Annotated in this window: 13 protein-coding genes; 3 read left to right on the forward strand and 10 right to left on the reverse strand. The window is 36.3% G+C overall.

Annotation, left to right across the window (positions count from 1 at the left end; translation table 11 throughout):
- Positions 1-77: 77 nt before the first annotated feature.
- The 6 genes from gatD to gdhA form a co-directional block, all read right to left on the reverse strand.
- A complete protein-coding gene (gene gatD / locus ACY0M5_RS04460; RefSeq protein ID WP_461630935.1) occupies positions 78-1,460 on the reverse strand; it encodes a Glu-tRNA(Gln) amidotransferase subunit GatD in 1,383 nt (460 codons plus the stop codon).
- Positions 1,460-3,433: a Glu-tRNA(Gln) amidotransferase subunit GatE gene (gatE, locus tag ACY0M5_RS04465; protein ID WP_461630936.1), complete on the reverse strand. Its 1,974-nt coding sequence runs from the start codon at positions 3,431-3,433 to the stop codon at positions 1,460-1,462. The genes gatD and gatE overlap by 1 nt, the downstream gene beginning before the upstream one ends.
- Before the next feature lie 102 nt (positions 3,434-3,535).
- A complete protein-coding gene (locus ACY0M5_RS04470; protein ID WP_101309602.1) occupies positions 3,536-4,009 on the reverse strand; it encodes a DUF2059 domain-containing protein in 474 nt (157 codons plus the stop codon).
- 26 nt (positions 4,010-4,035) lie between these two features.
- Positions 4,036-4,836, reverse strand: a complete 801-nt coding sequence (gene blaOXA, locus ACY0M5_RS04475; RefSeq protein WP_156194982.1) for a class D beta-lactamase — start codon at positions 4,834-4,836, stop codon at positions 4,036-4,038.
- Between the two features lie 6 nt (positions 4,837-4,842).
- Positions 4,843-5,733, reverse strand: a complete 891-nt coding sequence (locus ACY0M5_RS04480; protein ID WP_461630937.1) for a lysostaphin resistance A-like protein — start codon at positions 5,731-5,733, stop codon at positions 4,843-4,845.
- A 140-nt stretch (positions 5,734-5,873) separates the two neighbouring features.
- The gene (gene gdhA / locus ACY0M5_RS04485) at positions 5,874-7,229 is read right to left on the reverse strand and encodes an NADP-specific glutamate dehydrogenase (protein WP_461630938.1); all 1,356 of its coding nucleotides are present in this window, start codon (positions 7,227-7,229) and stop codon (positions 5,874-5,876) included.
- A gap of 220 nt (positions 7,230-7,449) precedes the next feature.
- On the opposite strand from gdhA, the gene ACY0M5_RS04490 reads away from it, so the two are divergent.
- A complete protein-coding gene (locus tag ACY0M5_RS04490; RefSeq protein ID WP_461630939.1) occupies positions 7,450-10,905 on the forward strand; it encodes a DUF5752 family protein in 3,456 nt (1,151 codons plus the stop codon).
- Between the two features lie 3 nt (positions 10,906-10,908).
- Here the strand turns inward: ACY0M5_RS04490 and ACY0M5_RS04495 are convergent, their stop codons facing one another.
- The 3 genes from ACY0M5_RS04495 to ACY0M5_RS04505 all read right to left on the reverse strand — a co-directional run bounded on the left by ACY0M5_RS04495 (position 10,909) and on the right by ACY0M5_RS04505 (position 13,709).
- On the reverse strand, positions 10,909-11,508 hold the full coding sequence (locus ACY0M5_RS04495) for a hypothetical protein (protein WP_124994007.1): 600 nt from the start codon (positions 11,506-11,508) through the stop codon (positions 10,909-10,911).
- Entirely contained in the window at positions 11,508-12,317 is an 810-nt protein-coding gene (locus ACY0M5_RS04500) for a metallophosphoesterase family protein (RefSeq protein ID WP_461630940.1), read from the reverse strand. Before ACY0M5_RS04500 ends, ACY0M5_RS04495 begins: the two co-directional genes overlap by 1 nt.
- 147 nt (positions 12,318-12,464) lie before the next feature.
- Complete coding sequence (locus tag ACY0M5_RS04505; RefSeq protein WP_461630941.1) at positions 12,465-13,709, reverse strand: ABC transporter permease; 1,245 nt, start codon at positions 13,707-13,709, stop codon at positions 12,465-12,467.
- Between the two features lie 70 nt (positions 13,710-13,779).
- On the opposite strand from ACY0M5_RS04505, the gene ACY0M5_RS04510 reads away from it, so the two are divergent.
- Together ACY0M5_RS04510 and ACY0M5_RS04515 are read left to right on the forward strand one after the other, a co-directional pair.
- Positions 13,780-14,991, forward strand: coding sequence for an exo-beta-N-acetylmuramidase NamZ family protein (locus ACY0M5_RS04510; protein WP_461630942.1), 1,212 nt, complete (start codon positions 13,780-13,782; stop codon positions 14,989-14,991).
- 303 nt (positions 14,992-15,294) lie between these two features.
- A complete protein-coding gene (locus ACY0M5_RS04515; RefSeq protein WP_461630943.1) occupies positions 15,295-15,876 on the forward strand; it encodes a thioredoxin family protein in 582 nt (193 codons plus the stop codon).
- Positions 15,877-15,956: 80 nt separating this feature from the next.
- On the opposite strand, the gene ACY0M5_RS04520 is transcribed toward ACY0M5_RS04515, so the two are convergent.
- Positions 15,957-17,156, reverse strand: a complete 1,200-nt coding sequence (locus ACY0M5_RS04520) for a pyridoxal phosphate-dependent aminotransferase (RefSeq protein ID WP_461630944.1) — start codon at positions 17,154-17,156, stop codon at positions 15,957-15,959.
- Positions 17,157-17,224 lie beyond the last annotated feature (68 nt).

The following is a 17,224-nucleotide window of genomic DNA, read 5'->3' on the forward strand; positions in this document are numbered from 1 at the left end:
TTCCCTCTAGTAAGAAAAAAATATTAATCTTTTTTAGATCAGCAAAAAGTAACCCCGAAAAAAAATCGGGGTTTAAACTATTTTCTAAAGTTTTTAACAAATTGTTCTACTTCAGGAACTCCTCCCTGATAGAGAAGATATCCATTATAAGGTTCTCTTTTTGTTGTTTCGTCGTTTACGGGTTTTTGCATAATGTCAATTACCTCTTTTCGTTTGCTGGTTTGGCCTAGTGTCCATCCTAATTTAATATAGGCGGCTTCGGGCAGCATATTATCAAGCGGAACAATTCCCATTGAGAGTAAGTCTCGTCCTGTATCGTAAACAAACATGTGAGTGTAACCCCAAAGAGTTTGAACGGTCATGAATATATGAACCCCTTTTTCAACTGCTCTTTTTAAAGCTGGGTAAACCGGTTTGTTGACATGACCAAGGCCAGTACCAGCGATAATTATTCCCTTATAGCCACAGTCAACTAATGCATCGATAATATCGGGTTGCATATTAGGATAGTAGTATAGAATCGTAACTTTTTCTTCGAAGTAAGGAAGGATTTTTACGTTTCGATCTTTTCGTCGGTGATTGTACTGTTTTTTAATTGGTTTAACTCCTTTTCTGGTAACCGTAGCTAAGGGTGTATCGCCAAGAGTCCGGAAGGTAGATCGATAACTCGAATGCATTTTTCTCACTCTGGTTCCCCGATGCAAAAATCCATATTCATCCGAAGTTGGGCCAAACATACAAACCATTACTTCTGCAATATCACCGTGACCGGCAGCTACTGCTGAGTGCATTAAATTTAAAGCTGCATCTGATGACGGTCGATCTGATGATCGCTGAGAACCTACTAAAACAATTGGAACGGGTGAATCCTGAACCATATAGGTTAAGGCGGCCGCGGTATGATGCAATGTATCTGTTCCATGAGCGATAATAATTCCATCAATTCCGTTTTCAATTTCTTTTCCAATTGCAATGGCTAATGAAATGTATTGTTTCGGTCCCATATTTTCACTGAACACAGCAAAAACCTTTTCGGTAGATAGATTACATATATCAGCCAATTCAGGAACAGAACCATAAAGTTCTCCTGGCGAAAAGGCCGGAATAACAGCTCCGGTTCTATAATCTAACCGGGATGCGATTGTTCCTCCGGTTCCAAACAGCTTTACAGCTGGTTGTCCGTCTGTATAAGGAAATTTTTTTTCGGGAACTTTATAATTGGCTTTTTTGTAACCGGTTTCCTTCATTTCTTTTATAGTTGTAACATTTATCCCAATGTTGTAACCGGTTATTATTTTAAGCACAATGTGCTGATCATCATCATTTTCTGCTCTCGGTAGAATTGTTCCGTCGAATTCGCCTCGGGTGGTAACAATATGTGTTTTGCCCCATACCCGAACACTGTATTTTTTTAGGGTCTCAAGAGCCATCCCTTTGTATCCTTGAAAAATATCTTCCATTAGTTAAGTCGTTTGTCGATGTTTACTCTTAATTCTCTTAATTCAATATTCCCAATTGCCTGACGATGCAATTGTCCCATGATCCAGTGACTGGCATTCTCATTGTTCTCTGATGGATGTAAGTCCTTAAATTTTTCTTCCAGAAAATCAATTGGAGCGATCAACTCGGCCAGACTTCTTTTTTTAAATTTTAAGCTGATTAACATGGAGGCAAAATCCATACTTGGGTTTTGGTATAGAATAGGGAACAGGTATCGTGTAATGTTTGGATGTAATTCCTGATCGTGAATGAACTTGAATAGTCCGACTAATTTTCGGTAATTGAATTCGGGATGGATGCTGTATTTTCCGATGATGTTTTTATAAGTGTGGCCAAAGAATATTGCGGTACTTTTAGGATCGAATTGAAATCTGTCAGTTATTTCTTTAATGATCGAATAAAGATCTTTACTAAGAATAAAATGATGAGAATCTTTAGGTACTCCCCATTCATTCATTTGATTAATTCGCTCACAAATATCATTTGGTAAATCTTTACCAAGATTATTGATGTATTCATCCGATAGGGGAATTGGTGCAGAGTCTGTATCCGGATACATTCGATCGGCACCCGGAAGAACTCTCTCGAAGATTGTTGTTCCATCGGGCAACGATTTGCGTGTTTCGTTTGGGACACCATCAAAAACCATTTTACAACGTTCTTTTATTGTTTCGATTGCTGTAGGGATATCTTCTTTCGCTCCCCAAATAATTAATTGTGCATCATTTGAATTTGATCCTAATTTGGCAAGCATTTTACCAAAATCTTCTTTTGACAGCAATTCTTCTTCTTGCTCTGAATGCACTAAATTGGGATGTTCGATACAGGCAATTACTTTTAAACGCTGGGCAATTTCATCGGCAAAGTTTTGACCTGGCTGGGTGAAATGCGATAGTAATCCTTTAAATTCAGGAAGGTTAACAGCAATAATCTGATGTTCTTTTTCTTTGCATTCAATTAAAGGGGCATATGTGAAATTATAGTCGTGATAATCTAGTTTTTGTGTGAGAATGCTCCAATCTTCTTTTTGAATTCGTTCGATTAATAGTTTTCTGATATTTAGCAAAGCCCATTGTCTGAAAGCCTCATTGTGTGAAAGTTCCGGAATCCATTTGTTGTGAGCAACTCCTTTAATTTCGACTCTCGATCCGCCTTTGCAACTAACATTTACGTCTTCGCGGCCTGCTCCCATTCCTGTGCGGACCAAGCCTGTGCTTCTGTTTAAAAAACGGATGTATTCTGCAGCTTCCCGTAATTCATCAGGAGTGTTTAGTTCGGGGGCGGTAACTGTTTCTATCAGTGGCGTGCCAAGACGGTCTGTTTTATAATATCGCTCATGTCCAACGTCTGAAATCTCGCGGCAAGAGTCTTCTTCGATGCTTAACTGTATCAAATTCACCTTTTTATTGCTTAGTTGAATTTGTCCGTTTACACCTAAAATTGCGGTTCGCTGAAAGCCTGTAGGTATACTTCCATCCAAATATTGTTTTCGGGTAATATGTACTTCACCTACGATATTTAATTTGCACAAAAGTGAGATTCGAAGGGCAATTCTTAGAGCTTCCTGATTAATTCTAAAGGGAGGAGTATCGTCAATCTCGTAAGTACAGGCTGTTTCGTTGTTGATACGATATATAATGTTTTTTCGGGTTTTAAACTCCATTAGCGCCGTGCCGTCATATCCGCCAAGTTCGCTCATTGCAGGGCGCATATGTCGTATTATTTCAGCATCGTAAGCTCCGTTTTTGTGAAAGACACCACTGGGACAGTGACAAAACAATTTTTCTTTTGTGTCAAGTTGCTGGTGAACTTCCAGTCCGGACATGAAACCAATTCGACGATAATCGTCCTCGGTGGCTTGCTGGCGGGTGACATAGCCAATTTGTTCTTTGGTTTGGAGATGGTTTTTGTTGGGTGTGAATATAGTATTCATTGGGTTAGTTTTTAGTAACCCCAAAAAATACTAATAATCTGTTGGTTAAGAAATGATTTAATTCAGGTTTGCCCCCTGTTTTAATGAATTTTGATTTTGAAATTAGGGTGTAAACGGCAATCTGATTTTGTAGCCTTTACTTTCAATATCTGCTTTTATTTTTGCCCCAATTGCTTGTCCCCACGACATTCCGGCCTGCATACTTTCAGTGGTGATTTTCGGTAATTTCTGAGCAATTCTTTTTCCGGCAACCGATTCGTAAAAGTCAATCATGGCTAATACATCCTCGTGAGAAAGGTTCTGCCTGTAGATTGGCAAAAGCATTTTGATTAAATCATTAACTGAAGTATTCACGAATTCAACTTCAGCTTTGTCCCAATATTCTGTTGGAATATTTGATTCCTGACTTCGTAGTTGAATAATCATCGCTTTAATTGATTCCTGATAGCTGGCTTGTGATCCGTTTATCTGAAACAGATATTTTAAATCTTTTTCGTACGTGTTGGTTTCTTGCCCCGAAGAAGCGAATGTAGATGTCGAAAGGGTAAGAAATAAAAACAATACTATATTTTTCATGGTTTTTTAATTTGCTGAGAGTTTTTTTATTTAGTTAATTGAAGACGATCAAGTATTTTGGAAACTATGATTTTCCTTTTGGGAGCATCATCAGAATTTTTAATATCGATATTAATTGCGAAAAAATATACATTCTCTCCTTTTTCAAGATAGCCAACATACCATCCAATTTGCTTGTTTATTCTTGCAGCCCATCCTGTTTTCGCTCTGATTGTATAATCAGGAGTCTGTTCAACAATCATTATTTTTTTTACAATTTCTTGATTTTTTTGCGAAAATGGAAGTTGGTTAAAATATAATTTTTGTAAAAAATCAATTTGTTGGTTTGGGCTGATTCTAATGTCTCCGCTCAACCAGAAAACATCGATTCCTCCGTTTATATTTTTATTGCCGTAATCTGATACCTCTACCCAATGTTTCATTCTTTCTTCGCCGATTCTTCGAGCCAGTTCCTGATAAAACCAAACGGCGGAATATTTTAATCCGCTTTCCAAATTTTGATCCCTATTCCATTCGTTATATCTACGATGGATACTATCCCACTTAATGATTTCTTTTTCATCCTGAATCACTCCGGTTTCCAAAGCAATCATCGAATTAATTATTTTGAATGTGGAAGCCGGCAAAAATGCCGAATCTAATCGTTCCGAATTAAAGCTGAGTTTTGCATCATTTTTTAAATCATAAATTGCAAAACAGCCGTTGATTTTTTCTGATTTGAAAATACCTTCCAAATCGGAAGAAGAGTAATTGTTTAAAATTGAATTTGATTGTGGTGAACAAGCAAAAAGGATAAACAATAAAAAAAGAGAAAGTAAGGTTTTCATAATGAACTAGTTTGCAGTTGATAAAACATTCTGTTTTTTGTATACCATCCAAAATAATACAATACCAAGAGAACAAAGAACTGTTGCAATAATTGATCCTTCCAAACCAAATTGACCTCCGGTAAGAATTTCATTCCCTTGAATACTTTGTGATATTAGAGAGGAGGAACTGGTTCCGCTAACTTCGAATCCGAAAATTGGTCCCTGAAAAAAATTCCAGCTAAAATGAAGGGCCAAAGGAAACCACAGATTTTTAGTGAAGATATAGCCAATTCCCAAGAGTAATCCTGCAAGGAAAATATTTGTAATACCAACAAGTGAAACATTAGGATTCATTAGATGAAGAGCCATAAATATCAATGATGATGAAATTAAGGCAATATATTTATTCATGGAATCCATGAAATTTCGAAGAAGATATCCTCTTACAAATACTTCCTCGTTAATTGAAACTAAAATAAACAATACTACTGATTGAGCTAACCCAATCAAATTAAAAGTAATGGAATTAAACGTTAAGTTTCCAGAAAAATACAGAATTAAACTGCCTGCTCCCATCATGATAAAACCGGACAGTAATCCGTAAATGATATCTTTTGTCCTTTTTTGAAAGGACAATCCCAAATCAATCATTTTTTTTCGATCGATAAAACGGGTAAACAGCCAAATCAACAACAGCGTTCCAATTGTTCCAAAAAATTGAATTACTAAGAATGAGGAAGTAGAATTATCTGCCTGATTTTGTAGCATTTCCAAAAGGTCTTTGTTCGACGCAAGAGCCAATACAAAAGTACCAATAAGTTGAAAAATTCCGGTAAATATTATAAAGGGAAGAAGAATTAAAATGGCTCTGAGCCATCCTCTTTTAATCGCTGGTTCATTGTTTGTTGGGTTCATTAATTTGGATTTTGGTTTGTGTGGGTAAAATTAACAAAATCCTGATGTTATGAAAGGGAAAATAAACGTCTCTTAATTTATGACGACATAAAAAAGGGGCTGTCCCAAAAGAACAACCCTTTTTTTTATTGAGTATATACCTATACGATGCCCTGTGCAATCATGGCATTGGCAACTTTTACAAAACCGCCAATATTTGCACCATTCATGTAGTTTACAAATCCATTTGAAGATTTACCATACTTAACACATGTGGTATGAATATCCTTCATAATCCTTTTAAGCTGATTGTCAACTTCCTCGCGGGTCCAGCTTAAACGCATTGCGTTTTGAGACATTTCTAAGCCAGAAACAGCAACACCACCAGCATTGGCCGCTTTGCCGGGACCATACAGAATTTCATTTTTAATATAAATATCCACAGCTTCGGGAGTAGAAGGCATATTGGCACCTTCCGAAACGCAAATGCAACCATTATCAATTAAGATTTTAGCTTCTTCAGCATTTATTTCATTTTGTGTGGCACTTGGCAAAGCAACATCACACTTCACTCCCCAAGGTCTTGCGTCTGGATAGTAGGCAACATTGTATTTCTTGGCATATTCTTCAATTCTGCCTCGTTTAATGTTTTTAAGTCTCATCACGTAAGTAAGTTTTTCTCCATCAATTCCATCCGGATCATGAATAAAACCGGAAGAATCGGATAAGGTAACCACTTTACCTCCTAATTCATTCACTTTTTCGACAGTAAACTGAGCAACATTTCCAGAACCGGAAACAGTTACGATTTTGCCTTTCAGACTGTCATTTTTCGTATTCAGCATTTCTTCGGCAAAATATACATTGCCATAGCCGGTTGCTTCCGGACGAATAAGGCTTCCTCCCCATTCTGCACCTTTACCGGTTAAAACGCCTGTAAATTCGTTACGTATTCGTTTATATTGACCAAATAGATAACCAATTTCTCTGCCTCCAACTCCTATATCTCCGGCAGGAACATCAGTATTTGGTCCTATGTGCTTACAAAGTTCAGTCATGAAGCTCTGGCAGAATCTCATTACTTCATTATCCGATTTTTGTTTTGGATCAAAGTCTGAGCCCCCTTTTCCGCCTCCCATTGGGAGTGTGGTTAAGCTGTTTTTAAAAACTTGTTCGAATGCAAGAAATTTTAGAATACCAAGGTTTACCGTTGGGTGGAAACGCAATCCACCTTTGTAGGGGCCAATTGCACTGTTCATCTCAATACGGTATCCGCGGTTCACTTGAATTTCCCCTTTGTCATCAACCCAGGGAACCCGGAAAATTAAGATTCTTTCAGGCTCTGAAATCCTCTCCAAAATTTTAGCTGTTTTGTACTTTGGGTTTTCCTCTAAAAAAGGAAGTAATGACTCCACCACTTCGTGAACAGCCTGATGAAATTCAATTTCTCCTGGTGTTCTGCTTTTTAATTTGTCCATAAATTCCTTGCTGGAAGGAGCCTTTAACATAGTTGTCATGGTAATTAATGTTTAAGTTAGACATGAATTATACTGGGTGTGAATGAATGTGATCGCTAATACCAGCGATCATATTTAAAGGTAAAAAAGAAATCCCTCAAGGTCAAGGGCTTAGGTTTCACTTAAATTGTTTAAATTTAAAAGAGCCTACAAACAGTAGTCAAATCACCACGATCTTTTTACAATTTTTAATGCATCTACGTAAGTAAACCGAAAATGTATGGAATCAAATCCGGGTAAAGAGCAGGGAATCAATAAGATTATAGCCGAAAATATAGAGCGGTTAAAAGAACTTTCCGCAATCAATCAAACCACAGGTATTATCAAGGAAGGAAAATCCATTGAGGATACTTTACAGCAAATCTGCTTTATTCTTCCTAAAGCATGGCAATATCCGGAGTTTACGGTTGCCCGTATTGTATTTGACGGACAAGAATACCTCAGCCCCGGATTTCGTCTCTCGCAATGGACACTAACACAGGAATTTTTAACGATCAATAATCGAAGCGGACGAATTGAGGTTTGTTATGTGAAAAAATTCCCAACACAAGATGAAGGCCCATTTTTGAAAGAAGAAAGGCACTTGATTGAGAATATTGGGAATATTATTGTTGGTTATATCAATAGCGAAACGGGAAAGGAACTGCTTAGTCGGAAAAGGAAAATTGATCCTGAGAAGAAGGAAATAATAGGTCCTTATGTTCCGGTTACAAATCGAAAATTATTACAGGATTTTTTGAATAAGAACAATGCTGATCGGGATATTTATCATGATTTAATGCCATTTAAAGTAAAGGAAATATTGTTGGTTGCGAACCTGTATGATGCTTATTGTATTGAGCGTGAAGGGCGTTTTTCAGAACAAATTTCCAGCGAATATCATCAGCTTAACTTAACATCAATGCCTCGGGTTACAGGTGTTTCTAATTTGGAAGAAGCCATGGAACAATTACATTCCAAGCATTTTGATATGATTATATTAATGGTTGGAGTGGATAAAAAAACACCAATAATTTTAAGTGAGCATATTAAAAAGGAATTTCCGTACATATCCATTTTTTTATTGCTGAATAACGATGCCGATATTGCCATGTTTGAAGAACAACGGGCTGAACTAAAAAGTGTAGATAAAATATTTGTGTGGAATGGCGAGTCGCAGGTTTTCTTTGCCATGATTAAGAGTTTGGAAGATAAGGTAAATGTAGAAAATGACACAAAGATTGGTTTGGCTCGGGTAATTTTATTGGTTGAAGATTCGGCAAAGTATTATTCGAGATATATGCCAATGCTTTATCAGAGTGTTTTGGCGCAAACCCAGCGAATAATAGATGATGTGAGCACCGATGCTCAGTATAAAATACTTCGCTTGCGAGCGCGACCTAAAATATTATTGGCTTCGAATTACGAAGAGGCAATGAATATTTATTATCGGTTTAGGGAGTATTTGTTGTGCTTAATTTCTGATGTGAAGTTTAAAAAAGATGGAATATTTTTAGATGATGCGGGAATTAGTTTGGTAAAAGAAATTAAAGATGAATATCCGAATATGCCGGTTATATTGCAATCTTCTGATGTTTCGAATGCCAGCCATGCTTTTAAGCTGAAAGCTAGTTTTATCGATAAAAACTCTGAAACGCTTAGAGGGGATATTCGTTTGTTTATTCGTCAGTTTCTGGGTTTTGGCGATTTTGTTTATAAGGATGCTGAAGGAAAGGAAATTGCTACGGCAAAATCTTTAAAAGAATTTGAGGAGTATTTGTATCATATTCCCGCTGAATCGTTGGTTTATCATGCTCAGAAAAATCATTTCTCATTATGGTTAATGGCTAGGGGAGAAATTCGGGTTGCAAAAATGATTGCTCCCTATCACATCACCGATTTTAAATCTGCTGAAGATGTGCGGGATTATTTAATTAATGTAATTCAAAACTACAGGGACGAAAAAAATAAGGGAAAGGTTGTGGAGTTCAATGCCGATTTTGCTCTTAATTCCAACAATATAGTCACCTTATCTACCGGTTCCTTAGGTGGAAAAGGGCGAGGATTGGCTTTCATTAATTCCATGCTTTTTAATCTAAATTTGAGCCGGTTTGTTCCCGGAATAAATATAAAGGCACCTATGACTGCAGTAATTGGTGTTGATGAATACGAATCATTCTTAGATCGAAATAACCTTTTAGACCGAATTAAGGATATGGATGATTTTGAACAAATTCAGAGGGTATTTCTGGATGCGGAATTAACGCAGCGTCTGGTTCAAAAAATAAGAATCATTCTGAATAACTTTGAGCAGCCACTGGCGATCCGATCTTCCGGATTGTTTGAAGATTCATTGCTTCAGCCTGTAGCAGGGGTTTTTCAAACTTACCTTGTGCCCAATAATCATCCCGATTTAAATACGAGGGTTAAGCAGGTAACTGACGCAGTAAAATTGGTTTATTCCTCCATTTTTTCCAATGATGCAAGGTTGAATGTTTCGGCCATGAATTATAAAATTGATGAAGAAAAAATGGCTGTAGTCATTCAGGAAGTAGTGGGCAATCAGTATGGATCGACTTTTTATCCTCACATTTCGGGTGTAGCTCAATCGTATAATTATTATCCCTTTGGGCACATGAAACCCGAAGAAGGGTACGCTGTGATAGGTGTTGGTTTGGGTAAATATGTTGTAGATGGTGAAAAGGCATTTCGGTTTTCTCCTGTTTTCCCAACCATTGAGAATAACAGCGCAAAAGATCAATTTAAAAATTCGCAGGTAGAGTTTTATGCTGTTGACCTAAACAAAAAAGATTTGGATCTTCTGGAGGGAGATACGGCAGGGTTAATTCGTTTGGATATTGATGAAGCAGAAGAACATGGTAATTTGGTGCATTGTGCTTCTGTTTATAATTCCATGAGTGATACAATTAGTCCTGGTTTGGATATTATGGGACCAAGAATCATCAATTTCGCCAACATTTTAAAATACAATTATATTCCACTGGCAAAAACGATTGAACTTGTTTTGGATATTATAAAAGAAGCAATGGGCTCACCGATTGAGATAGAGTTTGCAGTCGATTTAACGAAAGATAAAGAAGGGAAGGCTTCGTTTTATCTTCTGCAGATTAAACCTTTGGTTGGTAATATAGATGATTACCATATTGATTTGAATGAAATTGACAGAAGCAAGCTTTTGATGATTTCTGAAATGAGTATGGGAAACGGATTGGTAGATGATATTGTTGATGTTGTTTATGTTGTGCCCGAATTATTCAAAAAAGATTTGACTCTTGAGATTGCGGATACCATCTCAAAAATTAATCATGAAATGAGAGAAAAAAATAAACGTTTTGTATTGATTGGTCCGGGGCGCTGGGGCACCCGCGACCGATGGATTGGAATTCCCGTAAAATGGAACGACATTTCTTTCTCAAAATTAATTGTGGAGACAAGTTTTGAGGATTATCCTTTGGAAGCATCATCTGGATCTCACTTTTTTCACAATGTAACATCAATGAATATTGGCTACAGCTCCATTCACCACCATTCAGAAACATCCTTTATCGAATATCAATTACTAAAAAAGCAGAAATTAATTGGGGAGTATGGCGCCGTTCGTCACGTTCAGTTTAAAAACCCATTAAGTATTAAATTGGATGGTAAAAAACGACTGGCTGTTGTGAGTTGGGAATGATATTTAAAAATGAATGGAAATGCCTAAAGCCAGATTCCAGATATCGTAAAATTTAACATATTCTGTTCTTATGCCTTCTAATAGATAATTGTCAATTGTTCCAATTTCGGTGTAAAAATCGATTCCTTTAATTATTTTATAAGGAAGAGGGTGGTAAACCATAGCGCCGACAAAAGGAGCAAAATGTATTTTATTCTGAAAATAATAATCATTGGGGAAGTAGCTGGGTAAATTTCGGTAGGTATTGTGGGTTGAACCAAAATTGATACTTAAGCCTGCCGTTGGAGCAACTACAAAATCACCAATGTGAAATTGTTTGATAAGAAATGTGTTCTTAAATGCAACTGTATTTAGAGTATGAACATGTGAATGCATTGATGTACTGCCATACATGAATGAAAGACGATACCAGTCTTTTGCAAGATAATAGGTAATTCCGGCAGAAAGAAAGCCAATATTACCTGCGTATTGAATTTTTGCATCACGTGGTAAATACCATTTTCTTTTTATCGAATCAGTTTGGCCTTCGTTAATATTACTACCCAAGGCTGATAGGTTAAAACAGCAGCTACATACTAAAATGATTAATATATATTTTTTCATTAAAAAGCGATGTTTTCAATCGAATAATTACCATTATCAATAGTAATTACCTGATAGTGATTATCAGCAATATCACCTCCTACCAAAAAATCTGTTTTGCCATATTTTTTGCCATGATAAAAGCTGTGTGTATGGCCATGTATGGAGAGTTTAATATTGTTATTTTCCAATATTTGATTCAGAATTGAATCTTCTCCGTTATATTGATCCGAATAAGGTGGGATGTGTGAGACCGGAATCACCAGATCAGCACTGCCATCATTCTTTAAATTCTCATTGAACCAATCAAAATCAGGATCTGTGTTTTTTCGTTCCCATACAATATTATCAAACATTACAAATTTGCAGCCTTTGTAAGTAAATGTGTAGTTGTTTTCACCAAAGGAGGTATGGTATAATCTTTCGCCATTTGATAAGTAGTCGTGATTCCCTATTACTGTAAAAAAAGGAACGTTTAGCTTGGCTATTATTTCGTTAAACCAAGTAAATTCTTTGTGAAGGGCACTTAAGGTTAAATCGCCGCCATGTATTACAAAATCAATATCGTCTCTTTTGTTTAAAGCTGTAACAGCATTATTGAATTCATCATAAAACGTGTGAGTATCTGTTATAAAAGCGAATTTGAACGCTTCATTATTATTGATAATCTTTATTTTATCCAGATTTTTAGCGGTTAAATTTCTGAATTTACTTTTTACTTCATTATCATATGGACTGTATTCATAAGGCAGACTGCATCCTGGGAATACTCCCAAAATTGCAGATAGGCATACCAGTCCGTTGGTTTTTATAAAATCACGTCGGATCATATCTGTTGGTTTTATTCTTTCAGAATAAATTCAATAAAATTAGTGTGGAGCAAAGATATTATAGAAAAAGAAAGATGATGAAAGTTATAACAATTCTTAACTTTTTTAACAATTCAAAGCATTTTAGCTGCGTGAAGAAGCGATTTGTTAATCAAATTTAATCGCCTTTGCAGGAGTTATTTTTGTAATTAAATAGGAGGGAACAAGCAACATCGAAACTGTAACAATTAAACTGCCAATATTCAGAAGAATAATGTGAGTGATTTTAAGATTGATTGGTACGGTATCTACATAATAGTTGGTTGGATCTAAAGGAATGATTTCAAAAAAGTACTGAAGCAGACAGATAGAGATTCCAATAATATTACCCCATAATAATCCTTGTCCGATAAGCATGGCAGACTGGTAAAGAAATATTTTACGAATCGACCAGTTTTCTGTCCCCAGTGCTTTTAAAATTCCAATCATATTGGTCTTTTCCAGAATAATAATTAAAAGTCCCGAAACCATATTAAAACCGGCAACCAGTATCATTAGGCTTAAAATAATCCATACATTCATATCGAGCATATCAAGCCAGCTAAATATTTGCGGATATTTACGAACAATGCTTCTTACTTTTAAACCGGCACCATCATCGGTAAATGATGCAGCTGTAATTCCTTTTATCTGTTGATCGATAAGATCTAAATCGTCAAAATTATCAATGAAAATTTCGTAGCCGCTAACTTGATTGTTACTCCAGTCATTTAATTTTTGAATGTGTTGTATATCGCAGATAAGGAATAGTTTGTCGAATTCTTCCATTCCGGTATTGTATATCCCGGTAACAGTAAAACTTCTTACCCTGGGCGGTTGCTGAATAAAATAAACCGATAATTTGTTACCTACTTTTAATTGAAGAAGATTTGATAGTTTTTCCGAAATCAAGATATCATTACTTTTGGTGCTGTCGGTGAGCTGAATGGTTTTTCCCTCCACCAAATGATTTTTAAAAAAACTCCAATCGTAATCTTTACCTATTCCGTTTAAAACAATTCCTTGAATATCCGATTTTGTTTTAAGTATACCCGGTTTCATTGCAAAGGATTGTATGTGCGAAACTCCGGGTATTTTTTCAATGCTGCTTACGGAGATTGCATTTTTTTCGATGGGGTTAGTTTCAAACGACGAGTTGTTATCGTAATTTGTGATTTGTATATGGGAACCAAATCCGATAACCTTATTGGTAATTTCAGATTTGAACCCGGTAACAATAGCTACAGCCAATATCATTACTGCGATGCCAAGAGCAATACTTATTTTGGCAATACTAATAATAGGATGAGATATATTTCCACCGCTTTTTTTGCTGATGGTAATTTTCTTAGCTATAAAAAGTTCTAGATTCAAATTGAGTTTCTTTTTAAAGATTAATACAAAAGTAGTAATTTCGGGTTTACAGATGTGAAAAATTAGTTAAATGAGAAAAATAAAACAATTGATTCAATATTGTGTGCTGTGTTCATACTTTTTGTTTGTAATATGTGTAACATCTTGTGCACAAAAACAATCAGATTCATTATCGACCGGAGCCGAAAACTTCACAGAATTTATACCTCTGCTGAAAGAGAAAAAAATTGCAGTTGTCGCCAATCAATCCTCATTGGTTAAAGGCGAACATTTGGTTGATGTATTACTGGCAAAAGACATACACATTACTCAAATTTTCAGTCCCGAACATGGCTTTCGGGGTGATGCTGATGCAGGCGAGAAAATTACCAATGGCATAGATGCGAAAACAGGATTGCCGATTGTGTCCCTATATGGAAAGCATTATAAACCTTCGGTGGCTGATTTAAAAGATGTTGATATTGTAGTATTTGATATTCAGGATGTTGGCGTTCGGTTTTACACATACATATCCACGCTTCATTATGTGATGGAAGCTTGCGCCGAGCAGGGAAAACAGGTAATTGTTCTCGATCGGCCAAATCCAAACGGACATTACGTGGATGGACCAGTCCTGGAGATGAAATACAGTTCCTTTGTTGGAATGCATCCGGTGCCTGTGGTTTATGGCATGTCGATAGGTGAATATGCCCAAATGATTAACGGGGAAAAATGGTTGAAGAATAAAGTACAATGTGAATTAAAAGTGATTCCATGTAAAAACTGGAACCGGGAGAAATCCTATTTGCTGCCGGTAAAGCCGTCGCCCAATCTGCCGAATCAATTGTCTGTTGCTTTGTATCCGTCTCTGTGTTTTTTCGAAGGAACAGTGGTTAGTGCCGGTCGTGGTACAAATTATCCGTTTCAAGTATACGGACATCCTTTTTTTACCAAGGGGGATTTTGTGTTTACACCAAGAAGTATTACCGGAGCAAGTAAATATCCAAAGTTTAAAGGTGAAAAATGTATTGGTTACGATTTGCGTAAAATAAATGCGGATGACTTCCGAAAGAAGAAAAAATTGGATCTGTCTTTTTTATTAAATGCTTATAGTGAATTGAAAGCGGCCCCGGATTTTTTCAATTCTTTTTTTGAAAAGCTTGCAGGAACAGCAAATCTGAGAACTCAAATTGAAAACTCCATATCGGAAGAACAAATTAGAGAGAGCTGGAAAATGGATCGCAAAAAATTTATGGCAATTCGAGCGAAGTATCTCATTTATCCCGACTTTACAAAAAAGTAGGTAGAAAGAGAAACAGAAGCATCGGAGTGAAAGGAAAGTTGTATCGACTAAGTTGCAAATCCGATGTTCTGTTTCTGAGGGATTCTTTTATTTGTGGTTGAATTTGTATTCGACCTTAACAAGAGCAAGTTTACAAAAGAAAAATTTAGGAAGTATAAACTGACTATTAATTATGTGTTAATTACTATTTATTTTTTCAGATTTAGGAGCAGAAATTAACAATAGAATAGCTTGAAATTAATTTAGATTTTCTCAAAATAATAAGTAAATTTAAAGGAGTGTTCAATAAATAAAATATTTAAAATGGCATTTACCTTGCAAATTAATGATAAAGTTCCTGAATTTGATCTGATAGCTACCGATGGAATTCGATATAAATTAAACGATTTTAAATCATCTAAACTTTTAGTCGTTTTTTTTACTTGTAATCATTGTCCTTATGTTATCGGTTCCGATGAAGATACCAGAATGATTGCTGATAAATACATTCCAAATGGAGTTGAATTTGTGGGAATTAATTCTAATTCAGCAAACACTTACGAGGAAGATGATTACGATCATATGGTAACACGAATGGAAGAAAATGATTTTCCATGGGTTTATTTGTACGATGAAACACAAGAGGTGGCAATGGCATACGGTGCATTGAGAACTCCCCATTTTTATTTGTTTAACGAAGTACGCAAATTAATTTATACAGGCAGAGCAGTCGATAATCCCAAAGATACGTCCAAAGTTACTTCCAGAGATTTGGAGAGAGCTATAGATGAATATTTGGCTGGAAAAGAAATTTCTGTTCCGGTAACCAACCCAATTGGCTGCAACGTAAAATGGGATGGGAAAGACAAACATTGGATGCCTGCAGATGCTTGTGATTTGTTGTAAGTATTTTTCCCAATCAGATAAAAAATAAAAAACGGCTCCAATTTTAGAGCCGTTTTTTGTATTATATGTTGAGAAACTTCTTAAATAGTTCTTCCCGGATAAACCTTCAATGCTTCAGCAAGAGTTTCCATCGCTTTCGCCAACTCTTCTTTTTTAAGAACGTAAGCAATACGTACTTCATTTTTGCCTAAACCTTTTGTAGCATAAAATCCTGTAGCAGGAGCCACCATTACAGTTTGGTTTTTGTATTCAAAATCCTCTAAAATCCACCGTGCAAACTTGTCTGCATCATCAATTGGAAGTTTAACTACAGTGTAGAAAGCTCCTTTAGGAGTTGGACAGTAAACGCCATCCATATTATTTAAAGCAGCCACCATAAAGTTACGGCGATCGATGTATTCGTTGTAAACTTCGGTGAAGTAATCTGCAGGTGTCTCCAAAGAAGCTTCGGCAGCAATTTGTCCAAAAGCAGGAGGGCACAAACGAGCCTGAGCAAATTTTAAAGCGGTGGTAATTACTTCTTTATTTTTTGTAATCATTGCACCAATACGAACACCGCACTCGCTGTAGCGTTTCGAAACAGAATCAATTAGAATTACATTTTGCTCCAAGCCTTCCAGTTTCATAGCTGAGAAATGCTCTTCGCCATCGTAACAAAACTCACGGTAAACTTCGTCTGAGAAAAGGAACAGGTCGTGCTTGATAATCAACTCACGCAATTGATTCAATTCCTCTTTTGAGTACAGGTAACCAGTTGGGTTATTTGGGTTACAAATAACAATTCCTTTGGTTTTAGGAGTCATTAATTTCTCGAATTCTTCAATTGCAGGCAATGCAAAATCATTTTCGATACTCGATGTAATTGGTTTTACAACCACACCGGCACTTACAGCAAAACCGTTGTAGTTTGCGTAAAATGGCTCCGGAATCAAAATCTCATCACCAGGATTCATACAAGTCATTAAAGCAAAAGTAATTGCTTCCGAACCACCTGTAGTAATCAACATCTCATTTTCGTCCACGTTAATTCCGATGTTCTGATAGTATTTCGCCAATTTCCTGCGGTAAGAAATATTACCCGCCGAATGAGAATACTCAATCACCTTTTCGGTACAATTTCTAATGGCTTCCATGGCAACCTCAGGTGTTTTAATATCCGGCTGACCAATGTTTAATGGATACACAGTTTTTCCTGCAGCTCTTGCAGCTTCAGCGTAAGGAACCAATTTACGAATTGGCGACTCAGGCATTAATCTTCCTTTGTCTGATATTTGTGGCATTTGTTATGTGTTTATATATTTTATGAATGAAGTTTTTTGTTGCTCAAAAATAGATAAATTTCCATGTA

Source organism: Labilibaculum euxinicum, assembly GCF_963678175.1.
Lineage (GTDB): Bacteria > Bacteroidota > Bacteroidia > Bacteroidales > Marinifilaceae > Labilibaculum > Labilibaculum euxinus.